General features: G+C 59.4%; 25 protein-coding genes. 16 read left to right on the forward strand and 9 right to left on the reverse strand.

Annotated elements, in window-relative coordinates; all coding sequences use genetic code 11:
- Positions 1-70 precede the first annotated feature (70 nt).
- The 16 genes from K3754_RS19170 to K3754_RS19245 all read left to right on the forward strand — a co-directional run bounded on the left by K3754_RS19170 (position 71) and on the right by K3754_RS19245 (position 17,254).
- Positions 71-1,249: an acyl-CoA dehydrogenase family protein gene (locus tag K3754_RS19170; RefSeq protein WP_203212371.1), complete on the forward strand. Its 1,179-nt coding sequence runs from the start codon at positions 71-73 to the stop codon at positions 1,247-1,249.
- Positions 1,250-1,253: 4 nt separating this feature from the next.
- Complete coding sequence (locus K3754_RS19175) at positions 1,254-2,369, forward strand: acyl-CoA dehydrogenase family protein (RefSeq protein WP_259943567.1); 1,116 nt, start codon at positions 1,254-1,256, stop codon at positions 2,367-2,369.
- Between the two features lie 2 nt (positions 2,370-2,371).
- Positions 2,372-3,193, forward strand: coding sequence for an SDR family NAD(P)-dependent oxidoreductase (locus K3754_RS19180; protein WP_259943571.1), 822 nt, complete (start codon positions 2,372-2,374; stop codon positions 3,191-3,193).
- A complete protein-coding gene (locus tag K3754_RS19185) occupies positions 3,193-4,119 on the forward strand; it encodes an SDR family NAD(P)-dependent oxidoreductase (protein ID WP_259943575.1) in 927 nt (308 codons plus the stop codon). Before K3754_RS19180 ends, K3754_RS19185 begins: the two co-directional genes overlap by 1 nt.
- A 106-nt stretch (positions 4,120-4,225) precedes the next feature.
- Complete coding sequence (locus K3754_RS19190) at positions 4,226-5,218, forward strand: nitronate monooxygenase family protein (protein WP_259943577.1); 993 nt, start codon at positions 4,226-4,228, stop codon at positions 5,216-5,218.
- The gene (locus tag K3754_RS19195; RefSeq protein WP_259943580.1) at positions 5,218-5,871 is read left to right on the forward strand and encodes a histidine phosphatase family protein; all 654 of its coding nucleotides are present in this window, start codon (positions 5,218-5,220) and stop codon (positions 5,869-5,871) included. Before K3754_RS19190 ends, K3754_RS19195 begins: the two co-directional genes overlap by 1 nt.
- 10 nt (positions 5,872-5,881) lie before the next feature.
- Positions 5,882-6,913: a phosphotransferase family protein gene (locus K3754_RS19200; protein WP_203212365.1), complete on the forward strand. Its 1,032-nt coding sequence runs from the start codon at positions 5,882-5,884 to the stop codon at positions 6,911-6,913.
- Positions 6,914-6,926: 13 nt separating this feature from the next.
- Positions 6,927-7,709 (forward strand): IclR family transcriptional regulator, encoded by a 783-nt coding sequence (locus tag K3754_RS19205; protein ID WP_203212364.1) that lies wholly within the window; start codon positions 6,927-6,929, stop codon positions 7,707-7,709.
- Positions 7,710-8,149: 440 nt separating this feature from the next.
- Positions 8,150-9,394: a branched-chain amino acid ABC transporter substrate-binding protein gene (locus tag K3754_RS19210; protein ID WP_259943584.1), complete on the forward strand. Its 1,245-nt coding sequence runs from the start codon at positions 8,150-8,152 to the stop codon at positions 9,392-9,394.
- Between the two features lie 92 nt (positions 9,395-9,486).
- On the forward strand, positions 9,487-10,443 hold the full coding sequence (locus tag K3754_RS19215) for a branched-chain amino acid ABC transporter permease (protein WP_203212361.1): 957 nt from the start codon (positions 9,487-9,489) through the stop codon (positions 10,441-10,443).
- On the forward strand, positions 10,440-11,738 hold the full coding sequence (locus tag K3754_RS19220; protein WP_259943586.1) for a branched-chain amino acid ABC transporter permease: 1,299 nt from the start codon (positions 10,440-10,442) through the stop codon (positions 11,736-11,738). The genes K3754_RS19215 and K3754_RS19220 overlap by 4 nt, the downstream gene beginning before the upstream one ends.
- Positions 11,735-12,496, forward strand: coding sequence for an ABC transporter ATP-binding protein (locus K3754_RS19225; RefSeq protein ID WP_259943451.1), 762 nt, complete (start codon positions 11,735-11,737; stop codon positions 12,494-12,496). The genes K3754_RS19220 and K3754_RS19225 overlap by 4 nt, the downstream gene beginning before the upstream one ends.
- Positions 12,496-13,197: an ABC transporter ATP-binding protein gene (locus tag K3754_RS19230; RefSeq protein WP_203212358.1), complete on the forward strand. Its 702-nt coding sequence runs from the start codon at positions 12,496-12,498 to the stop codon at positions 13,195-13,197. Before K3754_RS19225 ends, K3754_RS19230 begins: the two co-directional genes overlap by 1 nt.
- A gap of 23 nt (positions 13,198-13,220) precedes the next feature.
- Positions 13,221-14,426, forward strand: a complete 1,206-nt coding sequence (locus K3754_RS19235; RefSeq protein WP_231024407.1) for a serine hydrolase — start codon at positions 13,221-13,223, stop codon at positions 14,424-14,426.
- A complete protein-coding gene (locus tag K3754_RS19240; protein WP_259943455.1) occupies positions 14,423-16,378 on the forward strand; it encodes an acetoacetate--CoA ligase in 1,956 nt (651 codons plus the stop codon). Before K3754_RS19235 ends, K3754_RS19240 begins: the two co-directional genes overlap by 4 nt.
- Positions 16,379-16,387: 9 nt before the next feature.
- Complete coding sequence (locus K3754_RS19245) at positions 16,388-17,254, forward strand: acyl-CoA thioesterase II (RefSeq protein ID WP_259943457.1); 867 nt, start codon at positions 16,388-16,390, stop codon at positions 17,252-17,254.
- 534 nt (positions 17,255-17,788) lie between these two features.
- Here K3754_RS19245 and K3754_RS19250 read toward each other — a convergent pair.
- The 9 genes from K3754_RS19250 to K3754_RS19290 form a co-directional block, all read right to left on the reverse strand.
- Entirely contained in the window at positions 17,789-18,337 is a 549-nt protein-coding gene (locus tag K3754_RS19250; protein WP_259943459.1) for a gamma carbonic anhydrase family protein, read from the reverse strand.
- On the reverse strand, positions 18,330-18,701 hold the full coding sequence (locus K3754_RS19255; RefSeq protein WP_259943462.1) for a VOC family protein: 372 nt from the start codon (positions 18,699-18,701) through the stop codon (positions 18,330-18,332). Before K3754_RS19255 ends, K3754_RS19250 begins: the two co-directional genes overlap by 8 nt.
- A gap of 56 nt (positions 18,702-18,757) precedes the next feature.
- Entirely contained in the window at positions 18,758-19,531 is a 774-nt protein-coding gene (locus tag K3754_RS19260; protein ID WP_259943465.1) for an SDR family oxidoreductase, read from the reverse strand.
- Positions 19,532-19,535: 4 nt separating this feature from the next.
- Positions 19,536-20,306: an SDR family NAD(P)-dependent oxidoreductase gene (locus tag K3754_RS19265; protein ID WP_259943467.1), complete on the reverse strand. Its 771-nt coding sequence runs from the start codon at positions 20,304-20,306 to the stop codon at positions 19,536-19,538.
- Positions 20,303-21,619, reverse strand: a complete 1,317-nt coding sequence (locus tag K3754_RS19270) for an acyl-CoA dehydrogenase family protein (RefSeq protein ID WP_231024408.1) — start codon at positions 21,617-21,619, stop codon at positions 20,303-20,305. The genes K3754_RS19265 and K3754_RS19270 overlap by 4 nt, the downstream gene beginning before the upstream one ends.
- A 21-nt stretch (positions 21,620-21,640) precedes the next feature.
- Positions 21,641-22,420, reverse strand: coding sequence for an enoyl-CoA hydratase-related protein (locus tag K3754_RS19275; RefSeq protein WP_203212351.1), 780 nt, complete (start codon positions 22,418-22,420; stop codon positions 21,641-21,643).
- Entirely contained in the window at positions 22,417-23,709 is a 1,293-nt protein-coding gene (locus K3754_RS19280; protein WP_259943472.1) for a 3-hydroxyacyl-CoA dehydrogenase, read from the reverse strand. The genes K3754_RS19275 and K3754_RS19280 overlap by 4 nt, the downstream gene beginning before the upstream one ends.
- Positions 23,706-25,412 (reverse strand): class I adenylate-forming enzyme family protein, encoded by a 1,707-nt coding sequence (locus K3754_RS19285; protein ID WP_259943474.1) that lies wholly within the window; start codon positions 25,410-25,412, stop codon positions 23,706-23,708. The genes K3754_RS19280 and K3754_RS19285 overlap by 4 nt, the downstream gene beginning before the upstream one ends.
- 293 nt (positions 25,413-25,705) lie before the next feature.
- Positions 25,706-26,173, reverse strand: a complete 468-nt coding sequence (locus tag K3754_RS19290) for an Lrp/AsnC family transcriptional regulator (protein WP_203212454.1) — start codon at positions 26,171-26,173, stop codon at positions 25,706-25,708.
- Between the last annotated feature and the right edge of the window lie 35 nt (positions 26,174-26,208).

Below are 26,208 nucleotides of genomic sequence, written 5' to 3' on the forward strand. Positions count from 1 at the left end.
TCGAAATGCAATTCTGCTATGCGGAACTGACGCAGCGTGACTTGCGCTGTGCCTGAGGGAGGAAATCAAAATGAGCGGCAACCAGACCGTTGAAGCCTTTCGTGCGGAGCTGCGCGGCTGGCTTGAAGAGAACTGTCCCCAAGAAATGCGGGACGGGGGCATGTCCGAGGATGCGATTTGCTGGGGCGGGACGCAATGGACGTTTTCCTCGCCTGCGCAAAAAGACTGGTTGGAGCGGGCGGCGGCCAAGGGTTACACCGTGCCAACATGGCCTGTGGAATATGGCGGCGCGGGGCTGAACCGCGACGAAGAAAAAGTGTTCCACGAGGAAATGGCGCGGATCAATGCGCGGTCTCCTTTGCAGAGCTTTGGCATCTGGATGCTGGGGCCGGCGCTGCTGCATTTTGGCACGCATGAACAAAAGCTGCATTATTTGCCACCGATTGCCCGTGGTGAGATCCGCTGGTGCCAAGGCTATTCCGAACCGGGCGCGGGGTCCGACCTGGCATCGGTGCAGACCAAGGGCGAGGATCAGGGCGATCATTGGCTGGTCAACGGGCAAAAAATCTGGACCTCCTATGCGGACAAGGCCGACTGGATTTTTGCGCTGATCCGGACGGATAAGGACGCGCCCAAACACAAGGGCATTTCGTTCCTATTGATCGACATGAACGATCCGGGTGTCGAAACGCGGCCGATCAAGATGATCTCGGGCATTTCGCCGTTTTGCGAGACGTTTTTCTCGGATGTGAAGGTGCCCAAGCACCAGATCGTTGGCGAGGAAAACCGCGGTTGGGATGTGGCAAAATATTTGCTGACCCATGAGCGGGAAATGATCTCGGCTGGCGGGGCTGGCCTGTCGGGCGGGGGCCGGGCGCTGGGTGCCATACTGGCGGAAAGCGCGGGCGAAGAAGGTCTGACGGACGCGACTTTGCGCGCAGACGCGATGCGCTGCGAGATTGATGCGCTTGCCATCGGGCTGACGCTGGAGCGGTACAAGGATCAATCCGAAGCGGGGCAGGGGGCCGGTGATGCCTCTGCGATGTTGAAATACATGGGCACCGAGTTGAACAAACAGCGGCATGAGTTGTTGATGAACGCGGGCGGCAGTGATGCGCTGGAGTGGGACGGACCATTGGGCAATCGCGCCGGTGACTGGCTGCGGACCAAGGCCAATTCAATTGAGGGCGGCACCAGCGAGGTAATGCTGTCGATTGTGTCGCGGCGTGTATTGGGGCTTCCGGGGTAGAGACATGGCAAAACTAGTGATGACCGAAGACGAGACCATGTTGGCCGATAGCGCCCGTGGGTTTCTGGACAGCGAAGCGCCGGTGAAGGCGCTGCGGGATCTGCGCGATGCGGGCAAGACCCATGATCCGGAGCTGTGGAAGAAGATGGCCGAAATGGGCTGGGCCGGGGTGCTGGTGCCGGAAAGCGCGGGCGGATCTGACATGGGGTCGGCGGCGGCAAATGTGCTGGCGCATGAGATGGGCAAGACCCTGGTGGTCAGCCCGTTTTTGTCCACGGCAGTGATTGCCGCAACCGCGCTGCGGCAGGTCAGCGATGCACGGGCCGAGGCGGCATTGGCCAAGATTGCGACCGGCGATGTGACCTATGCCCTTGCGGTGGATGAGGGGGCGAAATTCGACCCTGACGCGGTGCAAATGACGGCCAAACCCGATGGCAACGGTTTTCGCCTGTCCGGGAAAAAACAGTTCGTGGTTGATGGCGGATTGGCCGACCGGCTGTTGGTTCTGGCGCGGACGGACAACGGGCTGAGCCTGTTTGATATTCCCGCAGACCGCGCGGGTGTGACCCGCGATGCCAGCAATATGATTGACGACCGCGATGCGGCGCGGATCACTTTTGAGGATGTCGAGGCGACCGGTGATGATCTGCTGGGCACAGTGGATCAGGCGATGGATGTCCTGCGCCCGGCGCTTCAGGCGGGACAGGCGGCGTTGGCGGCAGAAATGTCGGGGCTGACGGCGGGGGCCTTTGGCATGACCGTTGGCTATCTGAAAGAGCGCAAGCAGTTCGGCATCGAGATCGGCCGCTTTCAGGCGTTGCAACACCGCGCCGCGCATCTGTGGTGCGAGATCGAGGTGACGGCTTCGGCGATCCTGCATGCGGGGCGGATGCTGGACCATGATCCCGAAAACGCCGCGCTGGCGGTGTCACTGGCCAAGACGCGGGCGACCGCCACGGCGCAGCTTGCCGTGCAGGAGGGTGTGCAGATGCATGGTGGGATCGGGATGACCGATGCCTTTGACATGGGGTTTTACATGAAACGGGCGCGGGTCGGCGCGGAGTGGCTGGGCGATTACAGCTATCACGCCGAACAGGTCGCAGCATTGAGAGGATTCTGAGGATGGATATCAACAGTCTGTTTGGTCTTGAGGGCAAGACCGCCCTTGTGACAGGGGGCGCGACCGGCATCGGGCGCATGGCCGCCGAAGGGTTGATCCGCGCGGGGGCGACGGTTTTACTGGCCAGCCGTAAAGAGGGCGCTTGCGCTGCAGTGGCCGAGGAGCTGAACGCGCTGGGGGCGTCTGGCAAGGCGATCGGATTTGTCGGCGATGTCGGCAGCGAGGCGGGCATTGATGCGCTGGTGGCCGAAGTGGCATCGCACACAGACAGCCTGCATATCCTGATGAACAATGCCGGGATCACCTGGGGCGCGCCCCTAGGCCAGTTTCCGCATCATGCCTGGGAAAAGGTGATGAACGTCAACGTGGCGGGCATGTTCGATCTGACGCAGAAGCTGTTGCCTATGTTGATTGCGTCTTCCTCGGCGGATGATCCGGCGCGGGTGGTCAATGTCGGCTCTGTCATGGGCGAGCGGGAGATGGGCGATGGCGCATATTCCTATTCCATGTCCAAGGCGGCGGTGCATCACATGACGCGCATTCTGGGCAAGGAACTGGCCGGGCATCATGTGACCGTTAACGCGCTGGCACCGGGGCCGTTTGTCAGCCGGATGACGGCCTTTGCCACGGCAGATGAGACCACGCGCAGCAAGGTGGGCGACGATGTGCCGTTGAAACGTGTGGGCCGCGATGAGGATATCGCAGGCTGCATGTTGTTCCTCTGCGGGCAGGGGGGCAGTTACATCACCGGCGCAATTATTCCAGTCAGCGGCGGCATCAACGTGATGAGCGGGCCGAACATCTTTGAACAGGCGCTGCACTGATGGCCGAGATCAGGTTTGACGGACGGGTTGCGATTGTCACCGGTGCGGGCACCGGTCTGGGCCGGTTCCATGCGCTGGGTCTGGCGGAACGGGGCGCCAAGGTTGTGGTCAACGATCTGGGCGTGGCGCGGGACGGGTCCGGTGCCTCTTCCGAAGCGGCAGAGGCCGTGGTGGACGAGATCCGCGCCATGGGCGGCACAGCGATGGCCCATGGCACGGATGTGTCGGACGAGGCTGGCGTCAAGGATATGGTCGCCCAAGCGATGGACGCTTGGGGCCGCATCGACATCGTGGTGAACAACGCAGGCATTCTGCGCGACAAGACGTTTGCCAAGATGGAGATGGCCGATTTCCGCAAGGTGGTGGATGTGCATCTGATCGGATCGGCAAATGTAACCCATGCCTGTTGGCCGATCATGCGGGAGCAGAAATACGGGCGTATTGTGCTGACCTCCTCTGCCTCGGGGCTTTACGGCAACTTTGGACAGTCCAACTATGGGGCGGCCAAGGCGGCGATGATGGGGCTGATGAATGTGCTGCATCTGGAAGGGGCGCGGGACAATATTCGGGTGAACACGCTGGCCCCCACGGCGGCAACGCGGATGACCGAAGATCTGCTGCCGGCCGAGGCGCAGGCCTTGCTGGCGCCCGAGACCATCACGCCGGGGCTGCTCTATCTGGTCAGCGATGACGGACCAAGCCGGGTGATCCTTGGCGCGGGGGCCGGCAGTTTCTCACAGACGCAGGTCTACGAAAGCACGGGCATCACCCTGATGGACGAGGACAACACACCCGAGGCAGTCGCGGCCCAGTTTGACCGGATTACCGATCCGGCGGGCCATGTGGAAATGACCGATGCCTTTAGCCAGACGCGAAAGTATGCTCTGAACGCTGCCAAGGCGCGTGGGCTGAAACTGGAGTGGTGATGCCTGGCGATCCCTGCCAGTCGCCTTTGTGATGCGATTTGCCAACAAGCGGGGCGGATTTTCCCGCCCCTTGACTGTGAACATGAACGATGCCGGAGGATCCCCCATGCCGCGTGACGATTCCCATCTCCCCAAGGCGCTGCAAGGGCTGCGCATTCCGCTGATTGCCTCACCGCTGTTTATCATTTCGGTGCCCGAACTGGTGATCGCCCAGTGCAAGGCCGGTATCGTCGGATCCTTTCCGGCCCTGAACGCGCGGGAAGGCGAGGGGGAGCATCCGCTGCTTGATACATGGCTGACCCGGATCCGCGAGGAACTGGATCGTCACAACCAGGCCAACCCGGACCGCCCCGCTGCGCCCTATGCGGTGAACCAGATTGTGCATCGGTCCAACGGACGGCTGGAGCGCGACCTGGAGATTTGTGCCAAACATAAAGTGCCGATCTGGATCACCTCTCTGGGCGCGCGGGTGGAGGTCAACGAGGCGGCGCATTCCTGCGGCGGCATCGTTTTGCATGACGTGATCAACAACACATTTGCCCGCAAGGCGATTGAAAAGGGTGCAGATGGTTTGGTGGCCGTGGCGGCGGGCGCGGGCGGGCATGCAGGAGCACAATCGCCCTTTGCGCTGGTACGGGAAATCCGCGATTGGTTTGACGGGCCGATTGCCCTTTCGGGTGCCATTGCCACGGGCGAGGCCCTGCTGGCGGCGCGGGCGCTGGGGGCGGATCTGGGCTATACCGGATCGCCGTTTATCGCCACGGATGAGGCCAATGCCGATCAGGGTTACAAAGATATGATTGTCGGCTCTGGTGCAGAAGATATCGTTTATTCTTCGCTCTTTACCGGGGTTTGGGGCAATTACCTGAGAGGGTCGGTTGAGGCGGCGGGGATGGATCCGAACAACCTGCCGACGGCGGATGCCTCTTCGATGAACTTTGGCCAGGATCGCGAAAAACCAAAGGCGTGGAAAACCATATGGGGCTCTGGCCAGGGCATTGGCGCGATCAAATCGGTCGGGCCTGCGGGGGATATCGTCGACCGGATGGAAGCGGAATATCTGGCGGCGGGTCAGAAGCTGGCGGCGGAGTTCACCTAGTGGCCGAGCTGCTGGTCATCCGCCACGGGCAAGCCTCCTTTGGGCAGGACAACTATGATGTGCTGTCGGATCTGGGCCACCAGCAATCGGCGGCAGTGGGCCAGATGCTGCGCGATGGCGGATGGGTGCCGGACCGGTTGGTCACCGGCACGCTAAAGCGGCAGAGGGATACCTTGACCTCCATGGGGTTTGACGGTGGCGCGGCGGAAGAACATGCCGGGCTGAACGAATATGACTTTGCTGATCTGCTGAACGCGCGGTTCAAGGGGCAGGTGCCGGACGTGGTGAAGGGTGATCGCAAAACCCATTTCCGCACCCTGCGCGAGACAGTTTTTGACTGGCAGGATGCGGCCTTTGACGGGGCCAGCGAGACCTATGCCGAATTTGCCGCGCGTGTTGAGGCGGCGCGGGAATTTGTGACCAAGACAAAGGCCAAACGGGTGTTGGTGGTCAGTTCCGGCGGGGTGATTGGCCAGATGACAGCCACGGCCCTTGGCGCGCCTGCGCGGCAGATGATGCAACTGAACTTGCAAATCAAGAACACCGCCATGACGCGATTTATGTTTTCAGGGCCGATGTTTTCCTTGCATGAATTTAACGCAACGCCGCATTTTGCCTCTGCGGCGGGCGCAAAACTGCTGAGCTATAGTTAGAGAAACGGGGATGAGCGTGGACACACAAACACTCGATCAAGCGGCGGTCAGCGCCTATCTGGAACAGCATCTGCCCGGATTTGAAGGGCTGACAGGGGTGACGAAGTTTCAGGGCGGGCAATCGAACCCGACGTTCCTTTTGACCACTCCCAAGGACAATTACGTGCTGCGCCGCAAACCGCCTGGGGTCTTGTTGAAATCGGCCCATGCGGTGGACCGTGAATACCGGGTGCAAAAGGCGCTGGCGGGCACGGATGTGCCAGTCGCCAAGATGTATCTGCTGTGCGAGGACGACGATGTGATCGGATCGGCGTTTTACATCATGGAGCAGGTCGCGGGCCGCAACATCACCGACCCGGCAATGCCGGACTTTAGCAATGCCGATCGCGGCGCCATCATTGACGAGATGAACCGCGTGCTGGCGGCCTTGCATCAGGTGGATATTGATGCGGTCGGGCTGGCCGATTATGGCCCTGAGGGCAATTATTTCGAGCGGCAGGTGGGCCGCTGGTCCAAGCAGTACCGCGCCTCGGAAACCGAAACGGTGCCGGCGATGGATCAATTGATGGATGCGCTGGTGGCGGAGCGGCCCGAAGATGACGGGCAGCGCACATTGGTGCATGGCGATTACCGCATCGACAACATGATGTTTGATGCCACTGGCACCCAGTGCCGTGCGGTGCTGGATTGGGAACTGTCCACGATTGGCCATCCTTTTGCGGATCTGGCCGGGGTGATCATGCAATGGCAGATGCCAACAGGCACCGAAGGGCGCGGGATGGGCGGGCTGGATCGCGCCGCGCTTGGCCTGCCCAGCGATCAGGAGTTTATCGCCGCCTATTGCCAGCGCCGCGGCCTGAACGGAATTGATCATTTCGGCTATTATCTGGGGTTTTGTTTCTTCCGCATGGCGGGGATCATCCAGGGGGTTCTCAAACGCGCCATTGACGGCAATGCGTCGAACCCTGAAAGAGCGATCAAGCTGGGACAATATGTGCCGGTATTTGCGCAACACGGGTTGGATGCGCTAAAGCGGGGGTAGGGCGATGCACGGTATGGACGCAGATCAGGCAGAGAGCAAAGACAGGAATTTCGTGACCTCTCTGGCCCGTGGATTGGAGATTCTGCGGTGTTATCGTGACAATGAACCCTCGCTGACCAACAGTGACTTTTCAGACCGCACCGGCCTGCCCAAGGCAACGATTTCGCGGCTGACCTATACGCTGTGCGAACTGGGGTATCTGGTGGCCGATGAACGGGTCGGCACCTACCGTCTGGGCGCGGGGGTGCTGCAACTTGGCTTTGGGGTGCTGGCGTCGATGGACATCATCGACCGCGCCAAGCAAGAGATGCAGGCGCTGCGCCGCGGGCCAAACTCCTATATCACCGTGGCATTGGGCGAACAGCATGGGCTGGATGTGGTTTATCTGGCCACGGCCAATTCTTCCGAAGGGGTCTCCCTTTCGATCCGCGTGGGGTCAAGGTTGCCGGTGTTTCATTCGGCGATTGGCCGGGCGATCCTTGTGGGCATGGAGGACGATCAACGCGAGGCAGTTTTCGAAATTGCCGGACGCCAGGATCCGGAGGTCGAGGCAGAGGGCCGGACACATTTTGCCGAGGCGAAAGCCGAATTTGGCGACAAGGGGTTTTGCACCGGTTACGGGCGCTGGCGCAGCGACGTAAACGGCATCGCGGTGCCGGTGTTCTCACTGACCGGTGCACGGACATACGGGCTGAACGTCGGCGGACCGTCGTTCCGGGTGAAAAAGCGTCAGTTGGAAAGCGTCTATGCGCCGCTTCTGATCAAGGCGGCCGAGGCAATCAGCGTCCGACGCTGAGCCGGAGCGCCAAGAATCGAAACAGCGGTCACGGATCACAGTTTCGCTTAGCGGAACAAATTCTAAATCTCTTCCGTTTTCCGTAGCGTCACTTTGTGCGGCCAAGGCGAAATAAAAGTGATCAAACGGCGCATTTTTGCGCGGTTTTTCTGGGTTTGTTCCACCCGATTGCCGCCCCCAAACAGCCGTTTCGCGCCCTGAAACCCTTTGCGAAACAGTGAAAAAATAATTTTTTTCAAAGGGTTAGCTTTCATGCTTCTGCGGGGCCCGGTGGTGCGGGTTGATCACCTGCGAGGGGTGTCAGTGACTTGAAATCCCTGCCCAATCCGGACCGGCCCGCCCTGCCAACAGCCTTGACTTTGGATGGGGGTATGCAAGTCTTTCCAAGCGGCTCAGGGCTCATGAAAAATATTGCCAAAGTCGTCATAGGGAGGATGAAAATGAAAAATATTACCAAGTTGGGTGCGGTGTCCGCACTTTCGTTGATCGTCGGGGCCACAGCGGCCTTCGCTGACAACATCAAGATTGCATTTATTGACCCGCTGAGCGGCCCGTTTGCCAGCACTGGCACCAACGGCCTGCACCAGTACCAATTTGCGGCTGACCATATGGTCAACGAAAAGGGCGGTGTTCTGGGCGGCCAGAATTTCGAGATTGTACCTTTCGATAACAAGATCAGCCCGAAAGAATCGCTGATCCAGCTTCAGGTCGCGATCGACCAGGGCATCCGTTACATCGCGCAGGGCAACAGCTCGGGCGTGGCGAACGCGCTGACCGAAGCGATCGACAAGCACAACAAGCGTAACCCAGACAGCCGGGTTCTGTTCCTGAACTACGCGGCGGTTGATCCGGCGCTGACCAATGACAAGTGCAACTTCTGGCACTTCCGTTTCGACGCCAACGCCGACATCAAGATGGACGCGCTGACAGATGTGATGGCCGCTGATGAGAGCATGAAGAAGGTCTATATCATCGGTCAGGACTATTCCTTTGGTAAGGCCGTTGCAGCCGCTGCTGTTGCGAACCTGGCCGAGAAACGTCCTGATGTTGAAATCGTCGGCAACGAATTGCACCCCATCGGCAAGGTGAAAGACTTCACCCCCTATGCCCGCAAGATCGTCGCCTCCGGTGCGGATGCGATCATCACAGGCAACTGGGGCGCAGACATGCTGGGCCTTGGCAAATCGGTGATCGAGAACGGCTATGACGGCCCGATCTTTACCTATTATGCAGCCGGTTCCGGTATGACAGCGGCCTTTGGTGACAGCGCTAAGGACCGTATTCGCCTGATCTCGCAGGGCGGCATCAACCCGATCGCTACCGAAGAGGCCCGCGCGACCTACGAGGCGTTTGAAGCCAAGTACCCAGATGGCAACATCGATCAAAGCCGGATCTTCAACGTGATCGGCATGTTGGCGCAGGCCATTGAAGGGGCTGGCACAGCGGACGACGTTGTTGCCGTGGCCAAGCAGCTGGAAGGCATGGAGTACGATTCCATGTGGGGCGGCAAGATCTTCATGCGTCCACAGGATCACCAGGCGATCCAGGATATGCATGTTGGCGTCCACACAAACGAGAACATCGACTTTGACTATGACAACTCTGGATATGGTGTCTTCACTGAATCCACAGTGACCATGGCGTCGATGGACAGCCCAACGACCTGCGAGATGAAACGCCCTTAAGACCTGAGCGTTCTTTTTCTCTTTTCCGCACCGCTGCAGGACAGCGGTGCGGAATTCATTGCAAATAAATATCCTATCCCTCGGGGGACCTGATGGAACTCATCCTCGTCAATGTGATCGACGGGCTTGTGACCGGATTGCTGTTGTTCATGCTTTCCGCCGGCCTGACGCTTATTTTCTCTATGATGGGCGTGCTTAACTTTGCACACGCCAGCTTTTACATGCTGGGCGCCTATTTCGCCTATCAGATCAGCCTCGCCCTCGGGTTTTGGGTTGGCCTGTTGATTGCACCGCTTATCGTCGGTGTGATGGGGGCAGGTGTCGAAAGATACGGCCTCAGACGGGTCCACCAATACGGGCATGTGCCCGAACTGATTTTCACCTTTGGTCTGGCGTTGCTGATCGAAGAGCTGGTGCAATTTGTCTGGGGCAAGAACCAGATGCCCTATGACATCCCCGAGATCCTGAATTTCACCGCCTTCTCCATCGCGGGCAATTCGATCCCGGCCTACAAAATCTTTATGATCTTCATCTCGGTCGGGATCTTCATGGGGCTGCTTTATGTCCTGACAAAGACACGGGTTGGCATGATCATTCAGGCCGCGCTGAGCTATCCGCGTACGGTCGAGGCGCTGGGTCACAATGTGCCGCTGATCTTTATGGGTGTCTTTGGCGTTGGCACGGCATTGGCAGGTGTGGCCGGTGTGATTGCCGGGCCGGTTCTCGGCACCTTTCCGGGCATGGCCTTTGTGCTTGGCTCTATCGTGTTTGTGACGATCGTGATTGGCGGTCTCGGATCGCTTTGGGGCGCGCTTGTGGCCTCGCTGTTGATCGGCTGGATCACCACCTTTGCCAAATCCTACAACATCGCGATGTCGGATATCCTGAACGGGATCGGCATCGCCACACCCGAAAACCTGAGTGACAACATGTTCCGCGACCTTTGGACCGTCACCAGCCCACAGATTGCAGATATCCTGCCCTATATCCTGATGGTGCTGATCCTGATCTTCCGCCCTGCGGGCCTATTCGGAAAGCGTGAATCATGAACGATCAGCTGAAGACAGATCCGAGCAAACCAGCCCAGCGGATGCGGGCCGGTTCGATGACACTGACCCTTGGTCCATGGATTGTGGCGGCCATCGCATTGTTGGTGATGCCCTATATCTTCACGTCCAATTCGGCGCTGACGATCATGAACCAGATGTGGATCACGGTGGTTTTTGCCCTGGCCTATAACATGCTGCTGGGGCAGGGGGGCATGCTGTCCTTTGGCCATGCGGTTTACATGGGCCTTGGCGGGTTCTTCTGCATGCACCTTATGAACTATATCGAGGACTTCGGCCTTGCCTTCCCCCTGCCGCTTCTGCCGCTGTTCGGCGGTCTGTTCGGCATGGGTTTTGCGATGATCATCGGGTCGTTCTCGACCTCCGGCGCGGGCACGCGTTTTGCGATGATCTCGCTTGGGGTGGGCGAATTGATTGCGGCCTGTTCCGTGATCATCGTGGCCTTCTTTGGCGGCGAAGAAGGTATCTCGGGCGACCGGACCTATGGTTTGCCGTTTTTCGGGGTCGAGTTCCTCAAGCAGATCGAAGTCTATTATCTGATCTCCTTCTGGCTCATGCTGTCTGCGGCGCTGATGTATCTGTTTTCGCGCACGCCAGTGGGCAGGATGGCCAACGCGGTGCGCGACAACCCAGAGCGGGCGCAGTTCCTTGGTTATTCCGCACGCTGGGTCCGGTTCTACAGCTTCTGCGCGTCGGGTTTTTTCTGCGGTATCGCAGGCGGGCTCTTTGCGATCAGCTATGAGATCCTGACCGAAGAAAACCTCAACGCGGCCTCTTCGGGTGTGATCCTGCTGGTGACATTCCTGGGCGGTGTCGGGTTCTTCTTTGGGCCGATCATCGGGGCAATCGCCTTTACCCTGCTGCAAACGGTGCTGAGCCTGCAAACGGATCTCTGGGCGATTTATGTCGGCGGGCTGTTCCTGGCGACGGTGATGTTCTTCCCCGGCGGTCTGGCCGGCCTGATGATGATGCATGTGCCCGCCATGAGGCTGGGCAAGGCCAGCGGATTGATTGTGCCTTATATCAAGACATTGGTGCCGGGCGCGATTGGCATCCTCGGGGTTTGTGCGTTGATCGAAATGACCTTCCATTTCCGGCACGGGGCGAAGGGTGACAATGAGATGACCCTGTTCTGGACCACCTTTGACAGCCATACGATCTTGCCATGGCTGATCGCGGGGGTTGTCGCAGCTGTGGGTCTTGGGGTGGCGCGGGCCACCGCGCCGGCAATGAAAGAAGCATGGGACGAGGCCAATACGGCAGGAGGTGCGTCATGAGCACAGCAGCACTTGAACTGACCGGGCTGAAGAAAAGCTTTGGCAAGGCTGAAATCATCCGCGGGATTGATCTGTCGATTGGCAAGGCCGAACGTCATGCGATCATCGGCCCAAACGGTGCGGGCAAATCGACGCTTTTCAACCTGATCACGGCACGGTTTCCACCCTCCGCTGGCACGGTCAAACTGCATGGCGAGGATCTGGCGGGGCTGGAACCCTATCAGATCAATCGCAAAGGTCTGTCGCGGTCTTTCCAGATCACCAATATCTTTCCAAAGATGACGGTGTTCGAGAACGTGCGCTGCGCCTTGCTGTGGTCACAGGGGTACAAGTATTCCTTCTGGAACCTGGTGAACCGCAGCCGCGCCCTGACCGAAGGGGCCGAGGCGATCCTTGAGCAGATCAATATGTCGGAACGGCGCAACCTGCCGGCAGGCACCTTGTCTTATGCCGAACAGCGTGCGCTGGAGATCGGGATCACCATCGCGGGTGGCGCGGATGTGATCATGCTGGATGAACCCACCGCCGGGATGAGCCATTCGGAAACCGATTATATCACCGACCTGATCATGAAGGTCACCGAAGGCAAAACCCTGATCATGGTGGAACATGATATGGGCGTGGTTTTTGGCCTTGCTGATCGGATCAGCGTGCTGGTTTACGGCGAAATCATTGCGACGGGCAAACCCGAAGACGTCCGCGCAGATCCCAAGGTGCAAGAGGCCTATCTGGGTGCCGCATTGGAGGCAGAACACTGATGATCGAAATCACAGATATGCATGCCTATTATGGCAAGTCGCACATCCTTCAGGGTGTGAACATGAACGTGCAGGAAGGCGAGATTGTCGCGCTTTTGGGGCGCAATGGCGTGGGCCGGTCCACCACCTGCAAGGCGGTGATGGGCGAGGTTGAACCCAAAGGTTCTGTCAAGTTCAAGGGCCAGGAGATCGCGGGCAAGAAAGCCTTTGAAATTGCCAATATGGGCATCGGATATGTGCCGGAGAACCGCGATATTTTCCCCGGTCTGACGACCCGTCAAAACCTGATTCTTGGCCTGAAGCCGGGGCAGAGGGATGGCGAGGGCCGCTGGTCGATGCAAAACATGTTCGACATGTTCTCGAACCTGAACGAACGCGCGGATGTTGAGGCATCGGTGTTGTCGGGCGGTGAACAGCAGATGTTGACCATGTGCCGCACGCTGATGGGTGATCCTGAGTTCGTGATGATTGACGAGCCGACAGAGGGCCTGTCCCCGCAGATGACGATGAAGGTGGCCGAGGTGCTGCAGGAGATCGCCAATCGCGGAATTTCGACCCTTCTGGTGGAACAGAAGCTGGCCATCGCCATGGACATTGCGCACCGCGTCTATGTCATGGGTCACGGGCAGGTCGTGTTCGAAGGCACACCGGCAGAGTTGCGTGCACGTGACGATGTGCGCAAAGAATGGTTGGAAGTCTAAACCACCCCGGAACGGATCCAAAGATGAGCAGATTTGACGCAGGCAGGCTGACCCGGATCGGGGCGTGGATGCAGTCATATCTGGACAGGAACCGTTTCGCGGGCTGTTCGGTCTTGATCGCAAAGGGCGGCGCGGAACAATATTTCCACAGCTGCGGGATGCGCGACATGGCGGCAGGCCTGCCGTTTGAGCGCGACACCGTGGCGCGGATCTATTCGATGACCAAGCCGGTCACCTCGGTGGCGCTGATGATGCTGGCGGAGCGGGGATTGTTTCACCTTGATGCGCCAGTGTCAGAGTTCATCCCCGCCTTTGCCGACATGCGCTGCCTGATACCGGATGCGGCGGATATATCGCAGACCGAACCCTGCGCCCCGCCGACCCTGCATCAATTGGCGACCCATACGTCGGGCCTCAGCTATCCGTTCAACCCCGGCATTCTGGCGCGGGCGATGGACGCCGAGGATCTGTTGTTCAAGCCTGATCAGGGATCGCTGGCCGCGATGACCGACCGCGTCGCCGCGCTGCCGCTGGCGTTCCGTCCGGGCAGCCGCTGGGAATATTCGGTGGGCATTGATGTGCTGGGCCGGGTGATCGAAGTGGTGTCGGGCAAAACGCTGGATCAGTTCCTGACAGAGGAAATTCTCGAACCTTTGGGCATGCACGAAACCCGCTTTTCCGTGCCGCCTCATGCAGTGGAGAGGTTTGCCGCGCTGTATACGCCATTGGCCGGTGACAGTTTTGCGCTGAACGCGGCCAAGACGGGTGGCGATCCGCTGCGGCAAGTAGATCATGCGGATAAATCGCCATTCCTCAGCGCCTCCATGCATTCGGGCGGTGGCGGTCTGGTTGGCACGATTGACGACTATATGAAATTTGCCGAGATGTTGCGCACAGGCGGGCGGGGGCTTTTGTCGCCCAAAACGCTGGCCTTCATGATGCGCAACCATTTGCCGGGGGATATCGCCTCCATGGGCCCGCAAAGCTTTGCCGAGCAGCCGATGGAGGGCATGGGCTTTGGCATTGGGGGTGCGGTGGTGCTGGAGCCGGGCCGCGCCCGCAGCCCCGGATCGGTGGGCGATTTCAGCTGGGGCGGCATGGCCTCGACCTTTTTCTGGATAGACCCAGTGGAGGAATTGAGCGTGGTGTTCTTTACCCAGTTGTCGCCCAGCAGTTCCTATCCCGCCCGTCCGCAGCTTAAGGCGTTGGTACATGGAGCATTGATGTGACCGCCAAGACCCTTTGGACCCCAAGCCCGGAACGTGCAGCGGCCTCGACCATGGCGCAGTTTGAACGCTGGGTGCAGGACAACCGCGGCCTGACGTTTGAGGACTACAACGCCATGTGGCGTTGGAGCATTGAGGATCTTGACGGGTTCTGGTCCGCGATCTGGGATTTCTTTGACGTGCGCGCCAGTCAAGAGCCCGAGACCTTTATCGCCAAACGGCAGATGCCGGGCGCAGAATGGTGCCCCGGTGCACGGCTGAACTATGCCGATCAAATCCTCAAACATGCCGATGAACGGCCCGATGAGATTGCGCTGGTTGTGCAGTCGGAAACCTTTGGGCGCAGTGAACTGACTTGGGGCGCATTGCGCGATCAGGTTGCCTCTGTCGCCGATCATCTGCGCGGTATGGGCGTGGAAAAGGGCGACCGTGTTGTTGCCATCCTGCCCAATACCGAGGTAGCGCTGATTGCCTTTCTCGCGACGGCAAGCCTTGGCGCGGTCTGGTCACTTTGTGCGCCGGATATGGGCCATGTTGCGATCCTGGACCGGTTTACCCAGATCGAACCCAAGGTTCTGATCGCGCAGGACGGTTATATGCATGCGGGCAAGATGACGGACCGCCGCGATGTTCTGGCGCAGATCAATGCGGCGCTGCCGTCGGTGGATCATTTTGTGACCGTTGCCGTGGCGGGGGATCTTCCGGGCGGCCATGTGGCATGGGATGATTTGATCCATGGCACCGGCGCATATGCCAGCACCCATGTGGCCTTTGATCATCCGCTATGGATTGTCTATTCCTCCGGCACCACGGGCAACCCCAAGCCGATTGTGCATGGCCATGGCGGAGTGATCCTGGAGGCGGCAAAGCAGTCCCTGCACAAGGATATCTCGCCCAAGGACCGCTACTGCTGGCTGACGTCGTCGGGCTGGATCATGTGGAATTCGCAGTGGATGGCGCTGGGGCAGGGGGCGCGTGTGGCGCTGTTTGACGGGGCACCGAACCATCCCGATATGGGAGTGATCTGGCGCTTTGTCGCCGATGAGGGCTTGACGTTTTTCGGGGCGGGGGCGGCCTATTTCAGCACATGTATGAAGGCCGCTTTGATCCCGCGTGAGGCGGTTGACCTGACCGCGCTGCGCTCGCTTGGCTCAACCGGATCGCCGCTGTCGAGCGATACTTATGACTGGATCTACAGCGATGTGAAATCCGACGTTTGGCTTGCGCCGCTGTCAGGCGGCACCGATCTGGCGGGGGCTTTTGTGGTGGGCCATCCGGGCATGCCGGTCAGGGCAGGTGAAATGCAATGCCGCGCCCTTGGCAATGCGGTGCGGGCGTTCGATCCGCTCGGCAACGAACTGGTCGGCGAGGTGGGCGAGCTGGTTTGCACCGAACCTTTGCCCTCCATGCCGCTGTATTTTTGGGGGGACGAGGACGGCAGCCGCCTGTTCGAAAGCTATTTCGACACCTATCCCGGTGTCTGGCGGCACGGGGACTGGATTTCCATTGATGAAGGCGGGGCCAGTGTGATCTATGGCCGCTCGGACGCCACGATCAACCGCAAGGGCCTGCGCCTTGGCAGCGCCGAGATTTATCAGGCGGTTGAAGGGCTGGACGAGGTGCTGGATTCACTGGTGGTCGATCTGGAATTTCTGGGCAAGGACAGCTTTATGCCGCTGTTTGTGGTGCCGGCGCAGGGCGGTGCGGTGGATGATGCGCTCAGAGACAAGATCAACGCGGCGATCCGGGCGCAGGTCTCGGCGCGGTTTGTGCCCAACGAGATTGTCGAGGTCAAAGAGGTGCCGCGCACCCTGTCGGGTAAAAAGCTTGAGGTTCCGGTCAAAAAGCTGTTGCTTGGCGGTGATCCGGACATGGTTGTCAATCGCGATTCCATGGCCAATCCGGACAGCTTTGATTTCTTTATCGCCTATGCCAACGCACGGGCCAACGCCTGAGGCCAGCCCATGACATCCGTTGCCGACAAACTGCTTGAGCTTTTGGACATCGAACAGCTTGAGGTGGATATGTTTCGCGGACTTGGATCGGGCGGTGAAACCACCACGCGGATCTTTGGCGGGCAGGTGATCGCGCAGGCCCTGATGGCGGCCTATCGCACGGTGGAGGACCGGCTGTGCCATTCCTTGCACGCCTATTTCATCCGCCCCGGCGATCCGAGCATTCCGGTGATCTATCAGGTGGACCGCGCCCGCGATGGCGGCAGCTTCACCACACGCCGTGTTGTGGCGATCCAGCATGGCAAACAGATTTTCAACCTCTCGGCCTCGTTTCATGTGCAAGAGGACGGTTGGGATTATCAGCACCCGATGCGCGAGGTTGGCAAGCCCGAGGATTGGCCGTCACGGGCCGAAACCCGCGAAGCCTATGTGGACCGTATCCCGGAGAAATACCGCGAAGAGTTCCTGCGCGAGCGTCCGATTGAACTGCGCGAGGTGGCACCGCGTGATATGTTCGACCCCGAGGTGGAAAGCGACGTGAACCAGCTTTGGTTTCGGATGGAGGCGGCCAAGGGGCAGTCACCGCAGATGCAACACTGCCTGCTGGCCTATGCCTCTGACATGAACCTTTTGGGATCCTCCCTGCGCCCGCATGGGCTGACCTGGTTCAAGGGCAATGTGATGACCGCAAGCCTGGATCACGCTATGTGGTTTCATGCGCCGATCGAATTTTCCGACTGGCATCTTTATGATCTCGATGCCCCATGGACAGGCGGCGCACGAGGGTTTAATCGTGGCGCAATCTATAGCCAGAACGGGCAATTGGTGGCCAGCGTGGCCCAAGAAGGCCTGATGCGACCCGTAAAACGCACATAATTGGCAAAGTTATCCCCAAGGTGCCAAGCCTTTGGGATCAGGGATCAAAACCCACTTCCCCACAGGAAATACACAAGTTATTCCAATAGGTTATCCCCAAGAAATTGCGCAATTGCGTGATTTTTTGTTTGCGCGACTCAGGGGTTGGGTGCCAGTCTTTAGTTAACGCGAAGGGTCGCAAGACCCCAAGCGGGACGCGAGGGTCTTTCGAGGTTGGAGCGGGCAAGGAGAGGGTCAAACCAAACCGAACCCCGTGTTGATAGCAACGGAACGCTGGGCGAAACGAAACGGTCTTTTGAGCGGTTCGGGAAGTCGGTGAAAAAGCCATCGCGTGTCCGGTAGCGGTCTTTGACAGCTGCTGGTTGGGGGGACGATCCGCAAGGATTGATCCCGCTTGCAACGGCTCATAGAGCCCGAGCATTTGAATAGGGGGACCTTCGGGAAGCTCTGTTTAGGAAGGCGTCAGGATGGTAGTTTCGGCTGCTTGGTGCGGACCTCGGTCCAAGCTCCTGACGCCTTTTTCTACGTCTGGCCTCAGGATTGCAGGGCTTTGAGATCCTCAGGCGACAAACGATCAATCCCCTTGGCATAGTTCAGCGCGTTCAGATGATAGAACCTGGCGTTCATCAGATTTGCCGCGCTGTTGTCGCGGGTTTTGATCCGCTTTGCCGGGCTGCCTGCGATGATGGAATTGTCGGGAAATACCGACCCTTCGGTGACGATGGAATGACCCGCAACAATGCAATTGCTGCCGATCTTGGCCCCGTCCATGATCGTCGCGCCAATGCCGATCAACACCCGGTCGCCAATCTCGCAACCATGCAAAACCGCGCGGTGGGTGATCGAACAATCCTGCCCCACAATTGTGCCGGATGCCGTGCCGACATGGATCATCACGTGGTCCTGAATATTGCTCCGCGCGCCGATGATGATCTCGTGCATTTCGGCGCGGGTCACCACATAGGGCCAGACAGATGCGCCCGGCCCGATGGTGACCTTGCCGTATAGCTGCGCAGTGCCATGCACAAAGGCAGGGTTATCGAGCGTCACATGCGGGCCGATATGGGGCTGGAGATCAGCCAAAGACAAAAAAGCACAGCTTGTTGCCGTCCGGGTCACGCACGTAAGCCCCATAGAACCGGTCGGGGATGCGTTGGCCGGGTGCCCCGTCGCAGGTCGCGCCGAGATCCAGCGCCTTTTGGTGCAGCTGATCGACCTGTTCTTTGCTGTCTGCCGTCAGGGCCACCATGGTGCCATTGCCGGGGGCGGGATCGTTTTTGTCGTAGGGCTCGCAGATTGCCAGCATTGGCTGGCCGCGCCCGGCGCTGACAAAGGCAAGGCGGCCCTGATCCATCACGACCTTTGCGCCTTTGTCCGCAAGCAGATCACCGTAAAATGCTTTGGCGCGGCTCATGTCGTTCACGCCGAGGGTTACATAGCCGATCATCGGCGGTTCCTTTCTTTTGTGGTTGGTCGGTTTGGCCCGGCCAACTCTTCTGTCTGTTACATGTCCATGCCGCCAAATTTGCGGTTCAGCTTGCGCATGCCGCCGATCCAGCGGTCGTAATCGTCGGTCTTGTTCTTCATGTACTCGCGCACTTCTGGATGCGGCAGGATCAGGAATGTCTCGTCCTTGATCGCCTGCAAACAGATCTGCGCCACCGGCTCGGGCTCCATCATGCCGTTGATCGCCGCGACGTGGTCCTCGTGGCCGCGGGTCATTTCGGTGCGCACCGCTTGGGGGCAGAGCACGGACACCTTGATACCTTGGTCGCCATGGGTCATCGCGATCCATTCGGCAAGGCCAACAGCGGCGTGTTTGGTCACACCGTAAGAGGCCGATCCGATCTGGTTGAGCAGACCTGCCGCCGATGCGGTGTTCAGCAGATAACCCCCGCCGCGCGCCGCCATCAACGGCACCAGATGCCGCGCGGCCCAGACATGCGACATCACGTTGACGTCCCAGACCCGCTGCCATTCGTCATTGGGGGTGTCCATCCCGCCGCCCACGGCGATACCGGCGTTTGACCAGAACAGATCAATCGGGCCAATGTCCCGCTCTACGCTGTCGATCATATCCTTGATCTGATCCTCGCGGGCCACATCCACGGTATAGGCCGCGCCGCCCACCATTTCTGCGGTCTCTGCCGCACCGTCGCCGTTGCGGTCCACACAGACCACCTCCGCCGCGCCCGCATCTTTGAACGCCACACAGAGCGCCCGGCCAATGCCGCTGGCCGCGCCGGTCACAACACAGATTTTGTCTTTTACATCCATGATCTCAGGTCCACATGTTAGAGCCGCCACAGACCGTCAGCGCCTGACCGGTCATGTATTTGCTGGCATCGGAGGCAAGAAATACCGCAAGCCCGGCAAAATCTTCCGGTTCGCCCAGACGGCGCAGGGGTATTTCATCCTTGATACGCTTTTCGACCTCTGGATTGTCCCACAACTCGCGGGCGAATTCGGTTTTCACAAGGCCGGGGCAAATCGCGTTAAAGCGCAGACCCTTGGGCCCGAACTCTGCCGCCAAGTTCCGGCACAGACCGATCAGCGCCAGTTTCGACATGCCATAAGTGCCCAGCATAACCGAAGGCTTGAACGCCCCGATGGAAGAGGTGAACGCCATGGATCCCCCGCCCTTTTCGACCATGTCGGGCGCGACCATCTGGGCCAGCCAGAGGTTGGATTTGACGTTGGCATTCATGGTCTTGTCATAAGCGTCATCGGGAATTTCCGATGTCTTGCCGTAATAGGGGTTCACCCCGGCGTTGCCGATGACCACGTCGATCTTGCCCGCCTCTTCGCGGGTTTGATCAACCAGCGCCTGAAGCTGATCCTTGTAGCCGACGTTGCAGGCCACTGCGATCGCCTTGCCCTTGCCGCGGGCATTGATGCCCGCCGCCGCTTCGTCCAGCTGTTCTTGCTTGCGGGCCGAGATCACCACGGTTGCGCCGTGATCGGCAAGGGCGGTGGCCATTGCCAGCCCCATGCCTTTGGACGCGCCGGTAAGCAGCGCGACCTTTCCCGTCAGATCAAACAGATCGCTCATCCCATGAACCCCGCAGAACCGCGTGCCTCGGTATGGGCCTTGGCGGCGGTCTGGCGCGAATTGCTGTCCTGGTAGGTTTTCACCTCATGGCGGGCGATTACATGGTGGTGCACCTCATCGGGGCCGTCCGCATAACGCAGGGTTCGCTGCTGGGCATACATGCCGGACAGGGGCGACCATTGGCTGATGCCGGTGGCACCATGCACCTGCATCGCCTGATCAATGATATCGCAAACTTGCTCTGGCACCTTTGCCTTGATCATCGACACCCAGATGCGGGCCTCCTTGTTGCCCAGCACATCCATCGCCTTGGCGGCTTTCAGCACGAGCAGACGCATCGATTCAATCTCGATCTTGGCGCGGGAAATGGTTTCCATGTTCTTGCCCAGATCGACGATCTTTTTGCCAAAGGCCACACGGCTCAGCCCGCGTTCGATCATCAGATCCAGCGCCTTTTCGGCCTGCCCGATGGAGCGCATGCAGTGGTGGATACGGCCCGGTCCAAGGCGGACCTGGCTGATTTCAAAGCCGCGCCCTTCGCCCCAAAGCATGTTTTCCTCAGGCACGCGCACATTGGTGAACTTGATGTGCATATGCCCGTGCGGCGCGTCGTCATGGCCAAAGACATGCATCGGGCCAAGGATCTCGACGCCAGGGGTGTCCATCGGCACAAGGATCTGGCTTTGCTGGCGGAACGCTTCGGCATCGGGGGAGGTTTTGACCATCACGATCATGATCTTGCAGCGCGGATCACCGGCGCCGGAGATGTAATATTTCTCACCGTTGATCACCCATTCGCCGTTTTCCAGCACAGCGGAGGTCGAGATGTTCTTGGCATCCGAAGAGGCCACGTCCGGCTCTGTCATCGCAAAGGCAGAGCGGATTTCACCGGCCAGCAGGGGCTTGAGCCAGGTGTCTTTCTGTTGCTGGGTGCCGACCCGTTCCAGCACTTCCATATTGCCGGTGTCCGGCGCGGAACAATTGAGTGTCTCGGATGCCAGCGGGTTTTTACCCAACTCGGCGGCGATATAGGCGTAGTCGAGGTTGGACAGGCCTTCTCCGGTTTCGGCATTGGGCAGGAAAAAGTTCCAAAGACCGCTTTCACGGGCCTTTTGCTTGGCCCCTTCCATCAGCTCGGTCTGGCGGGGGTGATAGGACCAGCGGTTTTCGTTGCTGTCGGCAAGGCGGTGGAACTCTTCGGAAATCGGATCGACGTTTTCGCGGATGTGTTTGATCACGGCGTTCAGCAGTGGCTTGGCCTTGTCAGACATTTCCAGATTGTTCAGGCTGAGTGGCGAATTGCTATCGGACATATTGTGCCTCCTTGGCGTGGTTTACTTGTTCACCCATTGGGGTGCGCGTTTCTCGACAAAGGCGTTCACGCCTTCTTTGAAATCTTCGGTTTTGGACAGATCGGCGATCACTTCGCGGGAATAACCGATGCTTTGCTGCATGCCGTCGCGGGCGTACATATCGTTGAGCACCCGTTTCGTCGCCTTGACCGCAGAGGGCGAGACAGAGCAAAGCTGTTCGGCTTTTTCCATGGCTTTTTCCATCAGCTCGTCATGGGGATGCACCGCGTTGACGCAGCCCAATTCGAGGGCTTCCGCCGCGCTGATGGTCCGGCCGGTGTACATCAACTCCTGCGCGGCCAAACGGCCGATATAGCGCGACAGGCGCTGCACACCGGAGGCGGCGGCGAAAAAGCCGACCTTCACTTCAGGCAAGGCAAACTTGGCATTCTCGGAGGCCAGAATAATGTCGCAGCTCAGCGCGGTTTCAAAGCCGCCGCCCATGGCAAAACCGTTGACGGCCGCGATGATCGGTTTTTCCAGATCGAAACGCGCGGACAGGCCGGCAAAGCCTGATGGTGTCATCTCTTTCTTGGAGCCGCCCGCCGCCGTGGCCTTAAGATCGTTGCCCGCAGAAAACGCCTTGTCCCCCGCGCCAGTCAGAACCGCAACCCAGAGATCCTGATCTGCGGCAAAAGCGTCCCAGCAATCGGCCATCTCGTTGTGCATATCCACATGCACCGCGTTGTAGACATCGGGGCGGTTCATAGTGACAATCAGAATATGCCCCTGTTTCTCGGTCTTGATGAATTCGTAACTCATACCTTGAGCCCCCCAGTGTATATTTCAGTGAATTTGCCGCCCTCTGCGGCCAGTTTGCGCAGGCTGTCCGCCGGTGCAAATGCGGCATCTTCGGCACCCAGCGTTTCCATCCGGTCCAGCACCGCCTGTGCGCCGACCATATCGCCATAAAACATTGGGCCGCCCTTGTCGGCGGGCCAGCCATAGCCGTTGAGCCAGACCACATCTACATCAGAGGGCCGCTGCGCCTTGTTCTCCTCAAGGATTTTCACCGCCTCGTTGATCATCGGGTAGATGCAGATCTCGATGATTTCATCGGCGCTCATCTTGGACGGCTCCGCGCCGGTGATGTCGCGGATGATGCCCGCCGTCACATCCGAAGGGATCGGCCGGCGGTTTTCGTCATAGTCATAAAAGCCCGCCTTGGTCTTTTGCCCGCGCCGGTCCAGCTCGCACAGGGCGTCGCGGATCGGATTGTCGGTCTTGGCCCCCTTGGACCACCCGATATCCAGTCCAGCCAGATCAGACATCTGGAACGGCCCCATCTTGAAACCGAACTGGTTCAGCGCCGCATCCACATCCCATGGCATCACGCCCTGATAAACCAATTTGTTGGCCTGAATTTGGCGGGCGAACAAAATCCGGTTGCCGACAAATCCGGGGCAGACCCCGACCAGCGTGGCAATCTTGTTGATGTCTTTGGCCAGCGCCATACAGGTGGCAACCACATCATCGGCGGTGTGTCTGGCGCGGACAATCTCCAGCAGCTTCATCACATTTGCGGGGGAGAAAAAGTGCAGCCCGATCACGTCTTCGGGGCGCTTGGTCATGCTGGCAATCTCATTGATGTCCAACGCCGAGGTGTTGGTGGCCAGGATCGCACCGGGCTTCATCACCGCGTCCAGTTCGGTAAAGATCTTGCGCTTCAGCTCCATGTTTTCAAACACCGCTTCGATGATCAGGTCGCAATCGGCCAGATCGGCAATCGCCAGACGCCCGTCAAACCGCGCCATCCGCGCCTCGACCTCGTCCAGGGGAAAGCGGCCCTTGTCGGAACTGCGCTGATAATTGCCGCGCACCACCGCAAGGCCGCGGTCCAGCGCCTCTTGCGTGGTTTCAACAATCCTGACCTGAAAACCGGCGGTGGCAAAGTTCATCGCGATGCCGCCGCCCATGGTGCCGGCGCCGATGATGCCAACGGTCTTGATCGGGCGCAGGGGGGTATCGGCGGGCAGGCCCGGAACCTCCCACGCCGCTTTGCCGGATGCGGCGATATAGCTGCCGATTTGCTCTTCGGTCGGGGTCATCATATCTTGGCCTCTTGGTTGTCCAGACAGGCCGCACGGATCGCGCGCCGGTCAATTTTGTCGGTCGCACCACGGGTCAGCACGTCGCGCTGTGCCCAAAGATGCGTGGGTATCTTAAATTTGGAGAGATGCCCGTCCAGAAACGCTGCCATATCCGCATGGGACAGGCTGGCACCATTGCGCAGTTGCACAGCGGCGCCCACGGTCTCTCCCAAACGGTCATCAGGCACGGAAAACGCGGCCGCCTCCAACACGTCGGGATGGCGGTGCAGAGCGCCCTCGACATCCAGACAGGCAATGTTTTCGCCCCCCCGGATGATGATATTTTTCTTGCGGTCGTGAATGGTGACATAGCCATCGGCGTCAATCGTGCCCAGATCACCGGTGCGCAGCCAGCCGTCCTGAAGCACCTCGGCGGTGGCCTCTGGTTTGTTCAGGTAACAGCGCATGTTGGCCGGGCTCTTGACGGTGATCTCACCCATCTGGCCGACAGGCACATCATTTCCGTCATCATCCAGAAACCGCAGCTCTTGTACGGGGGGATGCAACTTGCCGGCGCTCTCGGGGCGGGCGGCGTAGTCATCCCCGATCATGCCGATGCCCAAGGCATTGGTCTCGGTCATGCCCCATCCGGTTGCCACGCCTGCGTTTGGAAAAGCTTCGACCAGTTGGGAGACCTGCGCAGCGGGCCGTTTGGCCCCGCCCGATCCGATATAATCCAGCGTTGGCAGGGCCTCGCCCATTTCGCGCGCGGCGATCATCAGTTCGGCCGATTGCGTGGGCACCCCGAGAAAGCGGGTGATATCATTGTCGCGGATCAGGCGCACGGCCTCGGCCGCATCCCATTTGTGCATCATCGTGATCTTGGCCCCCGCAGGCAGGCTCAGCAAAAACAGCGGATGCGTGGCGGTCACATGAAATAGCGGCGTCACCACCAGTGCCGAAGGGCGCGGCGGCGGAGGTGCATCTGGCGCGGGCGGGTCTATCAGCGGCGCCACAACCGACTGCATCAGCCAACTAAAGACCGCGTTCACCGCGCTGCGGTGGGTTTGCACCACGCCCTTGGGATGGCCGGTTGTGCCGGAGGAATACATCACGGCAAAATCGTCGTCCGTATCAATGGCAACCTGTGGCGCGGCGCTGGTTGTGGCAGCGGCGTCCAGATCGGCAAAACTGTGATCGCCCTTGCCTTCACCGTCGCGCACGCCAACCAGTGTCAGCCCCAGTTCTTTTTGCAATGGCAACATCCGCTCAAGCCGCGGGCCATCGGCAAAGATCACCTTGGCTGCACTGTCGCGCAGGGCGTAATCCAGCTCCTCGGTGGTCCACCATGCGTTCACAAACACGACCACCGCCCCGATGGAGGAGATCGCCAAAGTCATGATCAACAGCTCGGGATAATTGCGCATGGCAATGGCCACCCGGTCGCCCTGCTTCACGCCCAATTGCTGGATCAGCGCATCCGCCTGCCGATGCACGGCGGCGCAGAACTGGTCATAGGTAAGGGTCTCATCGCAATAGGCCAGATAGTCCCAGGCGCCATCGCCATGCCGCGCATGCCCTGCCGCCATCAACGCAGGCACAGTGCCGGGAATGTTCTTGAACGCGCGGAACGTGACGCCGCGCACCTCTGCCAGCCCAACTTCAAAAACCGGATCTGTTGTAATGACGTGATGCACCGCCGCTTCTGGTGTCATCGCTGTCATGGCAGCAACCTTGTGGTCTGCATGTTGTCCTCCCATTGCAGATTTACGCACATCCCTCCCCGGAGGTGCGACTCTGTTACCCAAAGGTTAGGCAGTTAAGAGGGATCTGCCAATACCGCATAACGGAACTAAGTTCCGCATTTTTCACACCAGACCAAGGCAAGGCCCGTTGCGGTATGGTTTTCAGCTTATATCAAGGCCCAGAACCGGCCAGATTTACGCAGCGTCACGAGGGTGCCCGCGCGGCGCATCAAAACCCCGTAATTCACATTATGTAACAAACCCCATCAACCCTATCCCACCTCAGGATACACATGTGTCCGCTTCACCACCCCGTAAACAAAACTGGTGTCGATTGACCCGATCCCGCCAATCGGGTGCAGGCGTTCGCGCACAAACCGTTCGTAGCCTTCCAGATCGCTCACCACGACCCGCAGCAGGTAATCCGACAGGCCGGTCATCACCATGCATTCGAGCACCTCGGGAATGCGTTTCATCTGATCTTCGAAATGGCCCACAACATCCTTGGTGTGTTTGTCCAGCGTGATCCGCACCATCACCGTCACCGGCAGCCCGTAGGCCTGCGCGTCCACATCCACGCTATAGCCGGTGATCGCGCCGCTTTGCTCCAGCAGGCGCAGCCGCCGCAGACAAGGCGATGGCGACAGGTTAACCGCGGCCGCAAGGTCAAGGTTGGTCATCCGTCCGTTGGCTTGCAGCGCACGGATTATTTTTCGATCAATCGCGTCAAGTTTTGGCATTTTATTCCAACATTCATGAAATCACAGCACAACAT

This window comes from Sulfitobacter sp. M368 (assembly GCF_025141875.1).
Classification (GTDB): Bacteria; Pseudomonadota; Alphaproteobacteria; order Rhodobacterales; family Rhodobacteraceae; genus Sulfitobacter; species Sulfitobacter mediterraneus_A.